At 65.5% G+C, this 17,278-nt stretch carries 14 protein-coding genes and 1 tRNA gene; 9 read left to right on the top strand and 6 right to left on the bottom strand.

Annotated features, from left to right (window positions below; all coding sequences use genetic code 11):
* The first annotated feature begins 1 nt into the window (after position 1).
* A complete protein-coding gene (gene drmB / locus HNR40_RS05455; protein WP_184958801.1) occupies positions 2 to 1,867 on the top strand; it encodes an MrfA Zn-binding domain-containing protein in 1,866 nt (621 codons plus the stop codon).
* A 45-nt stretch (positions 1,868 to 1,912) separates the two neighbouring features.
* Positions 1,913 to 3,994 carry a UvrD-helicase domain-containing protein gene (locus HNR40_RS05450; RefSeq protein WP_184958799.1) on the top strand — a complete coding sequence of 694 codons (2,082 nt, stop codon included), beginning with the start codon at positions 1,913 to 1,915 and terminating at the stop codon, positions 3,992 to 3,994.
* Here HNR40_RS05450 and HNR40_RS05445 read toward each other — a convergent pair.
* Entirely contained in the window at positions 3,975 to 5,912 is a 1,938-nt protein-coding gene (locus HNR40_RS05445) for a DNA translocase FtsK (RefSeq protein WP_184958797.1), read from the bottom strand. The genes HNR40_RS05450 and HNR40_RS05445 overlap by 20 nt on opposite strands.
* Before the next feature lie 202 nt (positions 5,913 to 6,114).
* Between HNR40_RS05445 and HNR40_RS05440 the strand changes: the two genes are divergently transcribed.
* From HNR40_RS05440 to HNR40_RS54215, 3 genes are all read left to right on the top strand, one after another.
* The gene (locus HNR40_RS05440) at positions 6,115 to 6,549 is read left to right on the top strand and encodes a very short patch repair endonuclease (protein WP_184958796.1); all 435 of its coding nucleotides are present in this window, start codon (positions 6,115 to 6,117) and stop codon (positions 6,547 to 6,549) included.
* A 625-nt stretch (positions 6,550 to 7,174) separates the two neighbouring features.
* Complete coding sequence (locus tag HNR40_RS05435; protein ID WP_184958794.1) at positions 7,175 to 8,128, top strand: hypothetical protein; 954 nt, start codon at positions 7,175 to 7,177, stop codon at positions 8,126 to 8,128.
* Between the two features lie 425 nt (positions 8,129 to 8,553).
* Positions 8,554 to 9,576 carry a pentapeptide repeat-containing protein gene (locus tag HNR40_RS54215; protein ID WP_312896193.1) on the top strand — a complete coding sequence of 341 codons (1,023 nt, stop codon included), beginning with the start codon at positions 8,554 to 8,556 and terminating at the stop codon, positions 9,574 to 9,576.
* A 118-nt stretch (positions 9,577 to 9,694) separates the two neighbouring features.
* Here the strand turns inward: HNR40_RS54215 and HNR40_RS05425 are convergent.
* Both HNR40_RS05425 and HNR40_RS05420 read right to left on the bottom strand, forming a co-directional pair.
* Positions 9,695 to 9,768, bottom strand: a tRNA-Pro gene (locus HNR40_RS05425).
* A gap of 72 nt (positions 9,769 to 9,840) precedes the next feature.
* Complete coding sequence (locus tag HNR40_RS05420) at positions 9,841 to 10,734, bottom strand: metallophosphoesterase (protein ID WP_184958789.1); 894 nt, start codon at positions 10,732 to 10,734, stop codon at positions 9,841 to 9,843.
* A gap of 60 nt (positions 10,735 to 10,794) precedes the next feature.
* On the opposite strand from HNR40_RS05420, the gene HNR40_RS05415 reads away from it, so the two are divergent.
* On the top strand, positions 10,795 to 11,250 hold the full coding sequence (locus tag HNR40_RS05415; RefSeq protein ID WP_184958787.1) for a GatB/YqeY domain-containing protein: 456 nt from the start codon (positions 10,795 to 10,797) through the stop codon (positions 11,248 to 11,250).
* 376 nt (positions 11,251 to 11,626) lie between these two features.
* Here the strand turns inward: HNR40_RS05415 and HNR40_RS05410 are convergent, their stop codons facing one another.
* A complete protein-coding gene (locus tag HNR40_RS05410) occupies positions 11,627 to 13,843 on the bottom strand; it encodes a transglycosylase domain-containing protein (RefSeq protein WP_312896192.1) in 2,217 nt (738 codons plus the stop codon).
* 241 nt (positions 13,844 to 14,084) lie between these two features.
* Between HNR40_RS05410 and HNR40_RS05405 the strand changes: the two genes are divergently transcribed.
* The gene (locus HNR40_RS05405) at positions 14,085 to 14,381 is read left to right on the top strand and encodes a WhiB family transcriptional regulator (protein WP_148036282.1); all 297 of its coding nucleotides are present in this window, start codon (positions 14,085 to 14,087) and stop codon (positions 14,379 to 14,381) included.
* A gap of 41 nt (positions 14,382 to 14,422) precedes the next feature.
* Here HNR40_RS05405 and bagB read toward each other — a convergent pair whose 3' ends face one another.
* Positions 14,423 to 15,553, bottom strand: coding sequence for an ATPase BagB (bagB, locus tag HNR40_RS05400; RefSeq protein ID WP_184958783.1), 1,131 nt, complete (start codon positions 15,551 to 15,553; stop codon positions 14,423 to 14,425).
* Complete coding sequence (gene bagA, locus HNR40_RS05395) at positions 15,550 to 16,551, bottom strand: ATPase BagA (RefSeq protein WP_184958781.1); 1,002 nt, start codon at positions 16,549 to 16,551, stop codon at positions 15,550 to 15,552. The genes bagB and bagA overlap by 4 nt, the downstream gene beginning before the upstream one ends.
* Positions 16,552 to 16,628: 77 nt before the next feature.
* On the opposite strand from bagA, the gene sp36 reads away from it, so the two are divergent.
* Positions 16,629 to 16,784, top strand: a complete 156-nt coding sequence (gene sp36, locus HNR40_RS05390; RefSeq protein ID WP_181019660.1) for a Sp36 family protein — start codon at positions 16,629 to 16,631, stop codon at positions 16,782 to 16,784.
* The gene (locus HNR40_RS05385; RefSeq protein WP_184958778.1) at positions 16,781 to 17,242 is read left to right on the top strand and encodes a RidA family protein; all 462 of its coding nucleotides are present in this window, start codon (positions 16,781 to 16,783) and stop codon (positions 17,240 to 17,242) included. Before sp36 ends, HNR40_RS05385 begins: the two co-directional genes overlap by 4 nt.
* The last annotated feature ends 36 nt before the right edge of the window (positions 17,243 to 17,278 follow it).

Raw genomic sequence — 17,278 nt, 5'->3', positions numbered from 1 at the left:
AATGGGACTTCGTAGTACGCGGACTCGGCAGACCGCGGCAAATGGCGAGGCTGAGGTCACCAAGAAGCCTCTGGGCGCGGTTCGGCGGGCACAGACGATCACCACGTATGGCGTTGGGTCGATGATCGCGATCGAGGATCAGTCGTATGTTGTCAGTGGAATCGACAGCTGGCGGGTATGGCCCTCCGACGTTATCTACGAGCCTCGGCTTCAGCACTGGCTCGGCGTGGCGAAGTTCCAGCTGCCCCCCGCTGACGAGCCGCCTTCGGGGAACGGAATCAAAGTTCGACTGTTCCCGGAGATGTACTCCTGCGCTTCCTGTAAGAAGCTTCAGGCCTTCAGAAGATTCGGCTCGCCCCATGGCCAGAGCCAATGCGGCGACTGTGCCAGACCGTTGACCCCCTCCCGATTCGTCATTGCCTGCGAGGACGGACACCTGGACGACTTTCCGTACTCAGCTTGGCTGCACCGGAAGAGCGATCGGACCGGCGAAGAGAACGAGGGGGCCGAGCACGAGCTCAGGCTGGAGACTACCGGCCAGACCGCGTCTCTCCGATCGGTCGTGATCAAGTGCTCCTGCGGAGTTCGGCCGGCGTCCTTGGAAGGAGCGTTCGGACGCAACGCCATGAAGGAGCTGGGCATCAAGTGCGGTGGACGGCGTCCCTGGCTCGGCTGGAAGGCCGATGAGTCAGGTTGTTCGGCGACGCCCCGAACGCTTCAGCGAGGCGCCTCGGCCGCCTGGTTCGGAATCACACGTTCGGCGTTGTCGATTCCGCCATGGTCGGAGACGCTGCAGCAGCGGCTCAACCCGCGCTTCGGCGAGTGGAGTGAGTTGCTCGACGAAGTACCGGAGCAGGTCATCCTCAAGATGATCGCGAAGAGTGACATCGTAAACGATGGCCAATTCACGCCCGAGCAGGTGCTGGACGCCCTCCACCGCAGGTGGGCACTGGAGGCCAGCGCATTGCCCGACTCTGATGAGCAGCCAATGCTGGAGTCGGCCAACGAGCTACGTCGAGAGGAGTACGCACAGCTCTCCGACGGCACCGGTAATGCGGATCGCGATTTCGAATGTGTCTCTGCGCTCACGGACGATATGCCTCTGCCCTATGGGCTCAAGCGTTCCATGCTCGTCAAACGCCTTCGCGAGGTTCGGGCCCTGGAGTCGTTCACTCGGGTAGATCTTCCTGATCCCGCAGGTGGAGACAAGCGTCGATCCGCGATGGCCAAGAAGACCATGGACTGGCTACCTGCCATCGAGGTCAGTGGCGAAGGTGTCTTCATCGCCGTCAACGACGATCTGCTGAAGCCGTGGGAACAGCGGCCCGGCCCCCGAGCGCGCGCCCGCAAGATCTGGACCAATCACACTGCGCTCCTGCGTGAGCGGGCTGAGAGAGCCGGCAGTAAGAGGCCACCGTCTGACATCAAATCCCCGGTGACCGCCCGCTACATACTCCTCCACACCCTTGCTCACGTCCTTGTCAACGAGTGGAGCCTGGACTGCGGCTATCCGGCCGCGGCCCTGCGCGAGCGGCTTTACGTCGACAAGGATATGGCCGGAATCCTGATCTACACCGCCACCAGCGACTCGGCGGGTTCCCTCGGCGGCGTCGTCGCCCAGGGGGAGCATCGCAAACTCCACGAAACGCTGGAGGCGGCCTTGGGCCGGACCGAGTGGTGCTCCCAGGATCCGCCCTGCATGGAGTCGGAGGCCAGCGGCCTCGACAGTCTCAATCTGGCCGCGTGTTACGCATGCGTTCTGCTGCCGGAGACGAGTTGTGAGACGAACAACGTCTTTCTGGACCGGGCGATGTTGATCGGCACCCCGGAGGACTCTTCGACCGGGTTCTTCAAGCAAGGCAACTGACTACCGTGGTCTCCCGGGTCCGTGAGACCACATGAGGAGGGGCGCATGCCACGACTGGGTATCCATCAGGATTTCCTGCAGGATCTCATTCGGCTGGAGCGCCCCATCCAAAGCAAGGTGCTCGAAGCGATTAAGAAGTTCGAGCAGAACGCGCACACCGGAGCGCACCTGGAAAAGCTCCAGGACATCCGTGATCCGCGGTTCAAGAGCATCCGGATCGACCTGAAGTACCGCGGTATTGTGCTCGTCCCCGAGCAGGGCGATCACTTCACCCTGCTCAAGGTGGACACGCACGAAGAGGCCTATGACTGGGTACGGCACCGGCGCGCCACGGTCAACATGGCCACCGGCCACATGGAGATTCGCGATGACGCGATCATCGACACAACCATCGAGACACTGACGCACGCGCCGGTGGAGGCCGCCCGCCCGCTGTTCGAGCACGTCGCCGATGCCGACCTGGCCAGGCTCGGCATTGATGACCAGATGCTCAAGTTCGCCAGGATGCTCACGGACGTGGCCATGCTGGAGGCGCTGGACGGCAAGTTGCCCCAGGTCCAGTTCGACGTACTCTTTGGGCTGGCAGCCGGAATGTCGCCGGAGGACGTCTGGGACGACGTGGTTGGCGCAGCCGTACCTGAGAAGATCGATCCGAACGATCTCGCGGAGGCCGCGAAGCGAATGCCACACAAGGTGGCACTCGTGGAGGGACCGGAAGAGCTCATGGAGCTGTTTAACAAGCCTTTCGCCCGATGGCGGGTCTACCTGCATCCGTTGCAACGGGAGGCCGCGTTCCAATCGCACCTAGGTCCGGCGCAGGTCACCGGCGGCCCCGGCACAGGAAAGACCGTGGTCGCGCTGCATCGGGCCAGACACCTGGCCCGGCAGGGCGGCCGGGTTCTGCTCGCCACCTTCACCGCTACGCTCGCCCGTTCGCTGGCCAAATCGCTGCGACTGTTGGAAACCGACGACGAGGTGCTCTCGCGCGTCGATGTGCTCACCGTGGACCAAGTCGCCAGGCGGCACGTAGGTAAGTTCACGCTACTCCGGGACGAGGAGGAGAAAGAACTCTGGCGGCAAGTGATCCGCCGTCGCGAGCTCGACTTCACCGAGAGGTTCTTGGCCGAGGAGTGGAGGCAGGTCGTCCTCGCCCAGGAGATTACTTCGTCCGATGGCTACTTGTCCGCCAGGAGAATTGGACGTGGGCGGCGGCTCGGATCGTTGCAGCGGGCGCAGGTCTGGCGGGCGATCGCCGAATTCGAGCAAGAGCTGGCGGAGAACAACTACCGCACCTTCGAAACGGTCTGCGTGGAGGCGACACGGGCCATGCGGGAACTGGACCTGTGTCCGTACGACCATGTCATCGTGGACGAGGCGCAGGACCTGCACCCGGTTCGGTGGCGGGTAGTTCGTGCGGCGGTGGCCAAGGGAGCGAACGACCTTTTCCTCGCCAGTGACACCCACCAGCGAATCTACGACAACCGCGTCTCGCTGAGTTCGGTCGGTATTCAGATCGCGGGCAGATCCACGCGTTTGAAGATCAACTATCGGACCACGGAAGAGATTCTCGCCTGGAGTTGCGTGATGCTTGCCGGAGAGAAGATCGATGATCTCGACGGTTCCCGGACGGGCCTCACCGGGTGTCGCTCCGAGGTGCACGGTGACAGGCCCAAGCTGTACGGCGCGGCGACCAGGAACGCCGAACTGTCCCGGCTGGTCGAGGAGGTACGCACCTGGCTCGACGCGGGAGTTCTCCCCGAGGAGATCGGCGTCGCGACACGGTCCGAGACCATCGGGCAGGCGGCGGTCGAGGCGTTGCGACGAGCCCGTATCGACGTCGGCTATCTCTCTCGCGACACGGACGGTGCTGAAGGCCAGGTGCGGGTCACCACCATGCACCGGATGAAAGGGTTGGAGTTCCGGTGCGTCGCGGTGATCGGTGTCGGCGTGAACCAACTGCCGGCCCCGAGCGCGGTCACCCCTCGAGAAGAGGACGCGACCCGCCACGCCAACGACCTCCAGCGGGAACGCTGCCTGCTCTTTGTCGCCTGCACTCGGGCCAGGGAGCGGCTCCACGTTTCTTGGCACGGAGATCCCTCATCGTTTCTCAACCTTGCCAGTGGTTGACGATCTCGCTGATCTCCCCGTCAGTGATCATGGCAAGTCTGATCCTGTACGGCTCGGACCCTCGACCCGGCACCAGTAGCCCTTCGTCCGGGCGCAGCGATTCGGCTCCGGCGCGGTCAAGCACGGTGGCGCTTTCCACGGCGGTTGCCATGGGAAGCGCGAGCCTACTCGGTAAGTAGCCCTTGAGCCGTCTGCTGAGCACGTGCGGCTTCTCCGTACGGACAATGACATGAAACCCGACTGCGCGCCCTTCCCTGGCCAGCTCGACGACAGGCTCTGGATCCTCCAACTTGGCCAACTCATCAATGACAACGACCACATCTGGATGCGCCAGGTTCACATCGCCCAACGCGCCGATGGGGACCGGGCTCTGTGAGTCTCGCACTTCCTTGTTGAACTGCGCGGTCGTACGGCACTGCCGCTTACGCAGGTCGGCGTATCGGCAGTCGATCTCGGAAATGGCCCAGGTGAGCGGCTCGCCGACAGCTTGCGGGATGAGGTGAGGGAGATCGGTGAAGGGGTTGTCGCGGGTGGACATCGCCAGACGGAGCTGCTTCGGTGAGCGGCGCACGGCCAACGAGGTGATGATGCTTTTGATCGGATCGAACGGGCCGCGATTCCCGGCAACCAAGAAATGTGGCCACTCGCGCAGGTCGAGGAAGGCGGGCGCGCCATCGTGAGCCCGACCGAGGCCGGCTAACAGATGGTCGCCCTCCGGAGCCTCCCGCAGAAGGTCGCCCAGGCTCAACAGATCAGGGGCGGCGTGCTGCACCTCCAGGCCGACTGCCGACACACCCGGCAGAGGGGAACTCGATCGTTTCATTGACACCAGTCGCGCCGAGCGATGGTTCGCGGCAAGTGCCATTCGATCGAACAGGGCCAGGACTGCGGACTCCGGCGTGACCGGGCCGAGGCGGATCTCGAAGAGAGTCAACGATGGTGTGCGCGTGTATCCGGCGACCCGAGCATCGACTCGGGCCTCCCATAGAATCCGGTCGATTTCCTTCGCCAGGTTGCCGTCGGAGCCGGTGTGTCGACGCTCCGGAGTATCGGACTTCAATAGCTGACGGGGCGGGAGTTGGTCGATGCTTCTCGCAATGAGCTTCGGGGAGCGCGGACGCATCGCTCGAAGCCGATCGGCTACTTCGGTCGCCGACTCAGGGCGATCGGAGGGGTTCTTGGAGAGGAGCTGGAGGATCAAGTCGCTCAGCGGTAGTGGTACCTCGGGGCGGATCTCCTGCGGAGGTCGGGGCTCATTCGTGGCGTGCTGAAACACCAGGTGCCAGATGTTGCCGTGAAACGGCCGGTCGCCGGTCGTCATCTCGAAGAGCACGCAGCCCATTGAGTAGAGATCGCTCCGCTCGCCTGGTGAACCGTCAGACTGCTCCGGGGCGGCGTAGGCGGGCGTGCCCGCCTGAGCGGTGGCCCTGCCGTCCTCGATCACTCTGGCGATGCCGAAGTCACAGACCTTGGGGCGATCGCCGGGCAGGAGCATGATGTTGGCCGGTTTGATATCCCGGTGGACGACCTTCTTGGCGTGCGCGGCGCTGAGCGCCTCGGCCAGCCGAGCACCGATGGTGATGACTCGGCCGATGGGCAGACCACCCCGATGCTCCTTCATCACCTTTGCCAGGTCCTTGCCGTGGAGAAGCTCCATGACGAAAAAGAGCTGCCCGTTGTCCTCGTCGGCATCGTGGACAACGACGATGCCGGGATGTTGGAGCTGTCCGCAGAGTTTGGCCTCGGCGCGGAACCGCTCGACCCGTCGGGGCTCGGGATCGAGGTGGCTCGGGAACACCTTGACAGCTACCTCGCGGGAAAGCCGCAGGTCGTAGGCATTCCAGACCTCGCCCATCGCACCGGCGCCGAGCTTTGAATCCAGGCGGTACCGACCAGCCAATGTGACCCCGGCGAGCACGACACCCTCCTGACTTCCGTCTCTTGAAACGCATCGTAGTTGGATGATGTCTATGCCCATTGTTGCGAGGGGGAAGACCCGCAACTGATGTGGTGCCCGTGGTCGGTTGCCGATCTCTTCGCAACGGCGGGTGGCACGCCGTGCCCAATCTCAACGAATCTCTGGACCTCTGCGTTCGGCAGATCGATATCCTCGAAGGGCCATGAGCACCGACCAGCCCGTTCCCCGTGACGAAGGTGTATCCCGGCGGATGCGCTCTCAGCGTGAGTTCGACACCGGGATCGAGGTTACGCTGCGCAAACTCCTGTGGAACCGGGGTCTGCGGTATCGCGTCCACGCGCAGGTGATACCAGGAACACGGCGGAAGGTCGACCTCGTCTTCCCGAGGGCCAAAGTCGCCGTCTTCGTCGATGGATGCTTCTGGCACGGCTGTCCGCGCCACTACACCGCGCCGGCCAACAACAACAGCTGGTGGCTCAAGAAGGTCACCGTCAACCGAGCGCGAGACATCGACAGCTTCAAGCGGCTACGCGCAGCCAACTGGCGTGTCATACGAGTCTGGGAGCACCAGGATCTTGTGCTGGCCGCCGACAGGATCGAAGTACTCGTTCGTGCGGGTGGGAAGCTTGATATGTAGGCAAGAGTGTCCGCCACCGGGCTGAGTGTGTCACTGGCCGGGTCAGTCCGGCCTCGTTCATGATTGCGTCGCACGTGGGCACCATTCGGGCCGCGGCAACCCTGAATGTGGCGCCTGGTGGTCACGCCTTGAAGAAGCCAAAAGTCGATCAGTGCCCGAGACCACATGATGCGCTGCGGGCAGGGCGCGACAAATCACTGCAACGCCACCTTCATCTCTGAAAGAGGTGCCCTATGCAGTGCTTCTGAGTCAAGGTGGTGGAATCGTGACCCCAATCTTTCGTGCTCATATCAGATGCGCATCAGTGGAGAGGGCTGGTTTCGCAGGGCTGATAGTTGAAGATCCTCTTCGGAAAAATGTTCAACTAGTTGAGAGGGATGTAAGTGCTCAGAATTCGCAAATTAGCCGTCTTCGTCGATGCCACTACCTTGGCCTGCTCCTTACGCTGACCCGTGGCCCGTTCGATGGCATCCCATCCGACAAAGCAGTCAAAGCTATTACTAAACCAGCAGCGTCGATACCCAACTGAAGCCAGATATTCCCGGTGTGATGGATTATCTGGCAGATGCCACCACTATTCCTGTCATAACCCTTCACTTATTGAGTTATGCACAGAACTCCAAAGGTGACGGAAGTCCGACCGCTGGCTGAAGTCTCATGGTTCAAGATCTATGTGGATCGCTCATGCGGAGATACTCCACGCAAGATCATAATTGCGATCAGCGTTAGCCAGGATCAACACGGCTGCTTCATGGATCTGGACCTACAACCAGCACCACATCAACGACGCCAATCCGTGATGGTCATGACGGGCGAGAGGCGGGCATCCATGAAGCAGCATCATGTCCCCGGCCTGATGCTTGTCGCTGCCCTGTTTCTGACCGCCTGCGGCGCCCCTCCGACGCAGGCCACGGAATCGGGACGTCCAGTTGCGGCAGCCGAGCGGATCGGGACTCTCGACGTCTCGCTCCTGCGGGTGTCGGAATCCGACTTCCCCGCGTACGACACGCCCGAGGCGCTCGCGGCGGACAGACCGATCGTCTTCGCCGGTGTGATCGACGGGTGGCAGCAGGGCCCTGCAACGGAGACCTATGCAGGCGGCCCTCTCGACTACCGCGTCATCCTCCGTATTCGCATCACGCAACCACTCAAGGGCGTCAAGGACACCAGTTCCCTCGCGGCCGGTACCGCCTACATCGCGCTGGACCAGGGCGCCGTCATTCGGGATGATTCCCTGCCCGCCGGCCGATGGAAGCCGGGCAAGAGCATCACCGACTTCGAGAAGGCCATGCCCTCCGGCACCAAAATCCTCGCCTACCCCCGGGAGATGCCAAAAGAGGCACTGACCGGCCCCATCAAGCTAGGTGGCGACGGGCTTCCCAGAGGTGCCCGCCTGATGACGGTCCCGCCCCAAGGACTGGTACTCGAAGATCCGGGACTGACGACACAACGGGCCACCGGCCAAACGTCGCTCGTAGGAGGCCGCGAACCCCTCGGAGTCGGAGGCAGCGGTTGGCTGGAGCCGAAGAGCATGGACGAGCTGATCGCCCGCCTGCGGCAACACGGCATCACGGAATAGCGACGCAGAACCGCAAGATGGCTGGTCAAGTTTCGGGCCGACTCTGACGCGCCCAACCCCAGCCGGGCTCCAGCTCAGACTGGCCACGCGAAGGGATCGGGCGAGTCCGTCCAGGCCGGGCGCGCTGGAAAGCGCGTAAGTACCGCCCCGGCCGACTACCACCACGCGGATCGGGTCGTCGGTCAGATAGGCCAGGAGTTGCGGATGCTCCACCGGGTGAAGGAGTGGCCGTCGTGACGATGAAGTCCTCGTAGCCGGAGGTGATGCGGCGGGGGCGGCCTCCCTCTCAGCGGTTGTGTCGAATGCCGTGCGGTGTTAGAACCGCAGGGGTGTCTCGCAGACAACCACGGCAGGCGGCTCGCCGAATTGCCACGGTGGCTGCCAGGGCCAGGGCCAGGGCACTGGTGGGCGGCCCCGGAGCTCAGGTGATCAAGCCTGTTCGTAGGCGTTGGTTGATCCCCCTGGTTGCGGCAATCGCATGCGTTGGCTGGGCTGCTACGAACGCGAGCATTCCGGTTTGGGGCCGCTGGGTTCTGACCGGGATCTTTCTGGCCGGCACAACGGGGCTCGGCATCGGTGTTCTGGTCGGGCCTGCCGCTCGCCGCCTCGCCGGGGAAAGCCGTCCACCTACCGAGGACGAGTTGCGGCAGATGACCGTCAGCGAAAGGGTGGAAGCGGTCAACGCCGCCCGTCATACCCTGATCCAGGCTGCCACCGGCCTGGTCGTCATCGGTGGGGTCGTTTTCACCGGCCTGAGCCTGTGGTTCACGGCACAGTCGCTAGACGCGTCACTTCAAGCTCAGCGAACCGCCGAACAAAGCCAGATCACCGACCGCTACACCAAGGCCGTGGAACAACTCGGCTCGGCAAAGCTCGACGTCCGGCTGGGTGGGCTTTATGCCTTGGAACGGTTGGCCCAGGACTCCACTCGTGACCATCAGACGGTCTACGACGTGCTGGCCGCCTTCGTCCACGAGCACGACCCCAGCGTGAAAGTCCGCGATGACGACCTGCCGCTTCGCCCCGCCACCGACGTTCAGGCCGCGCTGACGATCCTCGGACGTCGGGACACCAGGCAGGACAAGCAGGGGCAGGGGCATTATCTGAAGGGCATCCGCGCCCAGGGAGCGGACCTGCGGAGAGCGAACCTAAGCAAGGCGGACCTGACCGAGGCCAACCTGAACGGCGCGGATCTGGCCGAAGCGCGCCTGACGAATGCGCGCTTGGTGGATGTGCGCCTGTCACCCGCGTTCCTGAACGGAGCCGACCTGAGTGGTGCCGACATGCGCAGTGCGAACCTGACCGGCGCGGACCTTCGCACGGCCAACCTGCGGGGTGCCGATCTGCGTCGAGCTGATATGAGGGGCGCTGACCTGCGCGGACTGCCCGCAGATGTGGTGAAGCAGATCAGGGCGCAAGCGCGTTTCGACAAGGACACTCGCTTCTGACACCACGCGCCCCTGCAAGAGAGGGCTGGGGTCTCGGCCTTCATGAATGGGAGGGCAACTAGCTGCACTGCATGCAAAAAGGCCGCTTCCGATCTTCGGAAACGGCCTTCTAGTTGGGTCGGGGTGGCGGGATTTGAACCCACGGCCTCTTCGTCCCGAACGAAGCGCGCTGCCAAGCTGCGCTACACCCCGGTCGCACGCCGGTCTTGCGCGTGCTTGGGAAAGTCTAGCGGACTTCGCGGGTGCTTGTGACCGCATATTCCGTCAGCGGCGCGGTACCAGGGTGAGCAGGGTCGCCTCCGGGAAGCAGGCGAAGCGGACCGGGGCGTACGGGGAGGTGCCTAGGCCGGCGGAGACGTGGAGCCAGGCGTTGTCGTGTGTGCTCAGGCCCTTGACGCGGGCCCGGTCGATGCCGCAGTTGGTGACCAGGGCGCCGTAGAAGGGGATGCAGAGCTGGCCGCCGTGGGTGTGGCCGGCGAGCAGGAGCTGGTAGCCGTCGGCGGCGAAGCGGGTCATGTTGCGGGGCTCGGGGGAGTGCATGACGCCGAGGCGTAGGTCGGCGTCCGTGGGGGCGGGGCCGGCTACCAGGTCGTAGCGGTCGCGGTCGATGTGGGAGTCGTGGATGCCTGCCACTGCTACGTCCAGGTCCGCGACCTTCAGGCGGGCTGTGGTGTTGTTCATGTCCAGCCAGCCTTCGGCGGCCATGCCTTCGCCCAGCTCTCGCCACGGGAGCGACGGTACGTGCTGGCGGCGCTCGTTGCGGGAGGTGCGCCACAGGTAGCGGGCGGGGTTCTTGAACACGGGCGCGTACAGGTCGTTGGAGCCGTATACGAACAGGCCGGGGCGGGACAGGAGCGGCTCCAGGGCGTGGAGCAGCGACGGTACGGCGTCCGGGTGGGCGATCGAGTCGCCGGTGTTGACCACCAGGTCGGGTTCGAGGGAGCCGAGCGAGCGTACCCAGTTGATGAGTTTTTTGCGGCCGGGCGTCAGGTGCAGGTCGGACAGGTGGAGGATGCGCACCGGGCGCTGCCCCCGGGCCAGGACCGGAACGTCGAATCGGCGCAGCCGGAACCAGTTGCGCTCGACGACCGAGGCGTACCCGAGCCCGGCGATGCCGAGGCCCAGCAGGGACAGTGGTATGGCGGCGGCTTTCCTCACGTACTCATGATGCCCGACATCCGGCACGAGAGGTGCCGCTCAAGCGGCAAGATGGACCGCATGAGCGCATTGAAGGACAAGCTGAAGGCCGATCTGACGGCCTCCATGAAGGCCAAGGACGAGGTCCGCCTCCGCACCATCCGGATGGCCCTGGCGGCCGTCAACGTCGAGGAGGTTTCGGGCAAGCAGGCCAGGGAGCTCAGCGACGACGAGATCGTCAAGGTGCTGACCAAGGAGGCCAAGAAGCGCCGCGAGGCGGCCGAGGCGTTCGGCAACGCCGGGCGCGCCGCGCAGGCCCAGGCCGAGCTGGACGAGCAGGCGGTGCTGGAGGCTTACCTGCCGGCGCAGCTCTCGGACGAGGAGCTCAACGCGCTGGTCGACGCCGCGATCGCGGAGAGCGGCGCGACCGACCCCAAGGCGATGGGCGCGGTCATGAAGGTGCTCAACCCGAAGGTCGCCGGCCGCGCCGAGGGCGGGCGAGTCGCCGCCGCCGTGCGCGCGCGCCTGTCCGGGTGATCAGCGCTTCGTCCGGGTGATCAATGTCTCGTTCGGGTGATCAGCATCTCGTTCGGGTGATCGACGTCGCGTTCGGGTTATCAATAGCCATCCCGTACGGCGAAGCCGCCGCCACCCACCACCCGCCGCCGCCCCGCGGGGCCGCGCTTCCACGCCCGGCAGTCTGACGGGCGGGCCGCCGTGACGTCGCCCCCTTGGCCAGCCGCCCCGGCAACCAGCCCAGCCAAGGCCAGGCCGTACCGGAAAAGACGAGGCCGTACCGGAAGGGCAAGGCCATCTCAGAAGGGGCAAGGGCAGGAAAGGGCGGGCCCGTACCCCGAAAAGGGTCCTGAAACGCGTTGAGAGGCCTCTCAGAGGCCTCTCAACGGTTTGGTGGCTAGTTGCCCGGGGTGATGGGTCCGAAGTCGCCGTCGTCCATGTTGAACATGTCGAACGGATCCCCGCCCCTATCGTCAGGTTCGCCGTCCCCGCCCCGGTCCTTGTCCTTCTTGACCGGTTTGGGCGCGCAGATGTCGCCGCAACCCCCGAAGCGCTCCATGTTCACCGCCTCGAACTCCGCCGGCTCGATCCCCTTCAGCGCCGCCATCATGGACTGCTTCCAGATCGGGCCGGAGATGGAGGCGCCGTAGACGTAGGAGTAGCCGCGGCCGCCGATGGTGACGCCCATGAGGCGGTTGTCGAAGGCGCCGCGCGGGTCGCCGATGCTGACGGCGGAGGAAAGGTTCGGGGTGTAACCGGCGAACCAGGCGGCCGTGTAGCCGTCGGTGGTGCCCGTCTTGCCCGCCGCGTCCCGGCCGATGCCGCCGACGCCGCTCATGGTGCCCTTGGTGAACACGCCGGACAGGATGCCGCTGACGGCGTCGGCGACCTCTTCGTCCATGACCCGCGTGCACTTGGGCTTGAACCGCTTGGCCTTGCCGTAGCGGTCGACGATCTCGGTGATGGCCAGCGGCTTGCAGGACTGGCCGCGCGAGGCGAAGACGGCGTAGGTGCTGGCGACGGTGACCGGGTCGGTCTCGTTGATGCCGAGCGTGAAGGTCTCGAACTCGCGCAGCGGCTGTCCGTCGGCGCGCTTGAGGCCGAGCTTCTTGGCCATCTTGACGGTCTTGCAGAGGCCGACGCGCTCTTCGAGCTTCATGAAGAACGTGTTGACCGAGCCCCACGTGCCGGACTGCAGCGTCTTGAAGCCGCCGCCGCCCTCGCTGGAGTTGCGCACCTGGTGGGACGGCTCGCCGACGCGGTTGCCCTTGCAGTCGCGGAAGGCGCCGTAGCTGGGCGCGTTGTAGCCGGCCGGGGAGGGGAAGCCGTCGCCGTACTTGTAGCCCTCTTCGAGCGCCGCGGCCAGCGTGTACGGCTTCGCCGTCGACCCTTGCTGGAACCCGCCGCCGCCGCCGTGCTTGGCGTCGGCCACGACGTTGTAGCTGATCTCGTTCTTCTTCTTGTTGTTGCCGAACTTGCGGCTGGCGGCCATGGCCTTGATCTCACCCGTGCCCGGTACGATCATGGCCTGCGAGGCGACCGGCTTGTCCTTGGTGCTGACCCAGTTCTTGATCGCCTTCTCGGCGGCCTTCTGCATCTGCGGGTCGATCGTGGTCTTGATCGTCAGACCGCCGCGTTGCAGGAGCTTCTTGCGTTCCTCGGGGGTCTTGCCGAAGTCCTCGTTGTTGAGGATCTCGTACTGCACGTAGAGGCAGAAGTACGGATACGGGCTGGTCTCACAGCCGCCCGGGAACTTCGTGTCCTTGTAGCCGAGCTTGGTGGCCTTGGCGGCGTCACGCTCGGCGGGCGTGATCTTGCCGAGCTGAGCCATCCGGTCCAGGACGATGTTGCGCCGCTCCAGGAGCGCCGCGCGCGACTCCTTGCTGACGTTGGGGTCGGTCCTGTTCGGATTCTGTACGGCTCCCGCCAGCGTGGCCGCCTCGGCGAGGTTGAGCTCGGCGGCCGACTTGCCGAAAAAGCGCTTGGAGGCGGCCTGGACGCCGTAGGCTCCTGCACCGAAGTAGGCGATGTTGAAGTACTTCTCCAGGACCTCGTCCTTGGTGTACTTCTTCTCGATCGCCAGCGCGTAGCGCAGCTCGTTGAGCTTGCGCGAGACCGTCGGCGCGATGGCGGCGGCCCGCTCGGCGTCGGTCTCGGCGGCGTTGAACAGCACCTGCTTCACGTACTGCTGCGTGATCGAGGACCCGCCCTGGGTCACGCCACCGGAGGTCATGTTCTTGAGCAGGGCGCGGATGGTGCCCTCGATGTCGATGGGACCGTGCTCGTAGAAGCGGAAGTCCTCGATCGAGATCAGCGCCGTCTTCATGATCGGAGAGACCTTGTCGAGCGTCACCGACTGCCGGTTCTCGAAGAAGAACTGGGCGATCTGCTTGCCCTTGGCGTCCTTGAGCACTGTGCGCTCGGGAAGCGGAGGTTCGTCGAGTTCCTCCGGCTTGAGGTTGAGATCCTCCATGGCTGACTTGGCCGTCACCCCGGCGCCGCCCACTGCGGGCAGCGCGATGGCGGCCGTCAGCACACCCGCGGCCGCCCCCGCGGCGATGAGCCGGATGACGTTCGTGACTGGTGATGAACGATCTTTGCCCTGAGCTTGCACAGGACCAAGAGTACGTCGAAAGAGTGTCGTTATCGGTAACCGAACCCCATTTCGCCTTGACTGGAAGGGGTGACTAGTCATTCCCGGTCAACACTCGGGCGAGAAATTGGTCCTCTGGGGTCTGTCGGCCCGAACGTCTCGTTGCATACGTTCTCCTCTGCGGCAACTGAATACGGAGGCTCGGCGCCCGCGCCCGTCGGCCCCAAGTGACGACTGACCACCTAAGGGGAGTGGGGTCGAAATGTGGATCACGGATTGGACCTCCCGTGCCGCCTGTCGAGGTGCGGATCCGGACGCGTTGTTCGTCCAGGGAGCCGCGCAGAACAGGGCTAAGCTGATCTGCCGAGGATGCCCGGTCCGTACCGAGTGCCTCGCCGATGCGCTCGACAACCGCATCGAGTTCGGGGTGTGGGGCGGTATGACGGAGCGGGAACGGCGGGCGCTGCTGAGGCGACGGCCAGACGTGGACTCGTGGCGGGAGCTGCTCGAGTCCGCGAAAGAAGAGTACGAACGGACAAACGAGCTGATTGCGGGCTAACCCCGTGTGAGAAGCACGGCCGGCGAGCGTCGGCCGTGCTTTCATGCTCCCGAAGCCAGGAGCTCCCCGATCTGGTGCAGACCCGCCAGGTCGTGGACGTCCTCCGACATGGCGCGGACCTGGACGACAGGCACCGTGGGGTGCGCGGAGACGAAGTGCTCCTGCTCCCGGTGCTCACGGGCCGCGAGCTGCATCCGCCCGGTGTGGAGCCGCAACACGGCGGCGGTCAGCTCGTGCTCGCCCTTGGACTCCAGGTCCTCCGCCGCTGCCGCGCTGCGCGCCGCCGAGATGCCCGCCGCGGGCGAGAAGTGCACGCGGTTGACCACGAGCCCGGCCAGCGGCATGCGTTCCTCCGCGAGCCGTTCGACGAAGTACGAGGCCTCGCGCATCGCGTCGCGTTCGGGCGCGGCCACCACCACGAAGGCGGTGCCGGGCGCCTGCAGGAGCCGGTAGGTCATCTCCGCCCGCTGCCTGAACCCGCCGAAGACGGCGTCCAGCGCGGAGACGAACGTCTGCAGGTCCTTGAGCACCTGCGCGCCCAGCAGCTTGGTCATCGCGCCCGCGACGAGTCCGAACCCGGCGTTGAGCAGCCGGAAGGCGCTGCGGCCTCCGGCCTTGGCGGGCGCGGTGAGCAGCTTGATGAAGCGCCCGTCGAGGAAGCGGCCGAGCCGTTCCGGGGCGTCGAGGAAGTCCAGCGCCGAGCGTGAGGGCGGGGTGTCGACGATGATCAGGTCCCACTCGTCCGAGCGGCGCAGCTGCCCGAGCTTCTCCATCGCCATGTACTCCTGCGTGCCGGAGAAGCTGGACGACAGCGACTGGTAGAAGGGGTTCGACAGGATCTGCCTGGCCCGCTCGGGGTCGGCGTGGGCCTCGATGATCTCGTCGAAGGTCCGCTTCATGTCGAGCATCATCGCGAAGAGCTGGCCCCCGCCCTCGGCGGTGTGCACCAGTCTGGGGGTGTTGTCCAGCTCGGAGAGGCCCATGGACTGCGCCAGCCGCCTGGCCGGGTCCACGGTCAGCACGACCGCCCCCCGGCCGCGCTCGGCGGCCCGCAGGCCCAGCGCGGCCGCGGTCGTGGTCTTGCCCACGCCGCCGGCGCCGCAGCAGACGATGATGCGGGTCCCGCGGTCGTCGAGGATGGCGTCGACGTCGAGGGGGGCGGGCTTCTTCACGCGGCTCCCTGGTTTCGGATGCTTGCGGCCAGCTCATAAAGGCCGGCCAGATCTACACCGTCGGCCAGCAGGGGCAGCTCGTACCTGGGCAGGTCGGCCTGGTCGAGAGAGGCCCGCTCGGCGCGCTCGATCTGGGTACGGCGAGCGTGCTCGACCACCTCTCCCACGAGGGATTCGGCCACCGCCGCAGCGTCGGCCCCGTCGGCCAGCCCGGCCGCCTTGAGCCCCAGTGTGAGTTCCCCCACGTCGAATCGCCCCTTGACAGCGGAGTCAAGTACGGCCTGCGGGAGGAGTGATTCACGGACCATATTGATGAAAATTCCGCCAGGCGGAAGTCCGGCAGAACGCAATTCGGCGAGGCCGTCCAGCGTCTCCTGGACCGGCATCTCCTCCAAAAGCGTGACGAAGTGCACGGCCGTCTCGGGGGACTTCACCACCCCGCTCACCAGGTCGGAGTGGTTCTTGATCGGCCCGACCTTGGCCAGCCCGGCCACCTCCTGGGTGACGTTGAGGAAGCGGGTGATCCGGCCGGTCGGCGGCGCGTCGAGCACCACGGCGTCGTAGACGCGCTTGCCGTTCTTGGCCCGCCTGCGCACGGCCTCGGTGGTCTTGCCCGTGACCAGGACGTCGCGGAAGCCCGGCGCCACCGTGGTGGCGAAGTCGACGATGCCCATCCGGGTCAGCGCGCGGCCGGCGCGGCGCATGCCGTAGAACATCTCCATGTAGTCGAGCATGGCCTCTTCCGGGTCGATGGCCAGCGCGTACACGTCGCCGCCGTCGGGGGCCACCGCGATCTTGCGCTCCTCGTAGGGGAGCGGTGGCAGGTCGAAGATCTGCGCGATGCCCTGCCTGCCCTCCACCTCCACGAGCAGCACCTTGCGCCCGCCCGCGGCCAGCGCGAGGGCCAGCGCCGCGGCCACCGTCGTCTTGCCGGTGCCGCCCTTGCCGGTGACGACGTGCAGTCGCACGCCGTCCCAATCGGTGTCCCGAGAGTCCACGATTCGAGGCTACCTGGCGGTCACTTACTGAAAGCTCCTGCGGGGCCTTTGAGCTCCGTCACACTACGCTGAGCCGCATGAAGAAATGGGAGTACCTCACAGCCCCGCTGCTGATCCACAACACCAAGATGATCCTGGACAACTTCGGCTCCGACGGCTGGGAGCTGGTCCAGATCGTGCCGGGCCCCAACGCCGAGAACCTGGTCGCGTACTTCAAGCGGGAGAAGGCGTGACGACCCCCGAGGAGAGGATCGCCGAGCTCGGGCTGACGTTGCCCGAGGTCGTGCCTCCGCTGGCCGCCTACATCCCGGCCGTGCGCACGGGCAACCTCGTCTACACCTCGGGTCAGGTGCCCATGGTGGAGGGCAAGCTGGTCGGCTCCGGCAGGGTCGGCGCCGACCTGACGGCCGAGGAGGCCGCCGGCCACGCCCGCATCTGCGCGCTGAACGCGATCGCCGCCCTGAAGTCGCAGGTCGGCGATCTGGCGCAGATCGTGCGGATCGTCAAGGTCGTGGTCTTCGTGGCCAGCGCCCCCGACTTCACCGGCCAGCCGGGCGTGGGCAACGGCGCCAGCGACCTGCTGCGCGACGTCTTCGGCGACGCGGGCGTGCACGCCCGCAGCGCCGTGGGGGTGGCCGCGCTCCCGCTGGGGGCCTCGGTCGAGGTGGAGCTGATCGCCGAAGTTTCCTGACGGACCGGATATGTCACCATGACCGAGTGATGTTCT

This window comes from Nonomuraea endophytica (assembly GCF_014203235.1).
GTDB classification, from domain to species: Bacteria; Actinomycetota; Actinomycetes; order Streptosporangiales; family Streptosporangiaceae; genus Nonomuraea; species Nonomuraea endophytica.
Note: the sequence above shows the minus strand (reverse complement) of the source record. Positions and strands in the feature narration are given on the sequence as shown.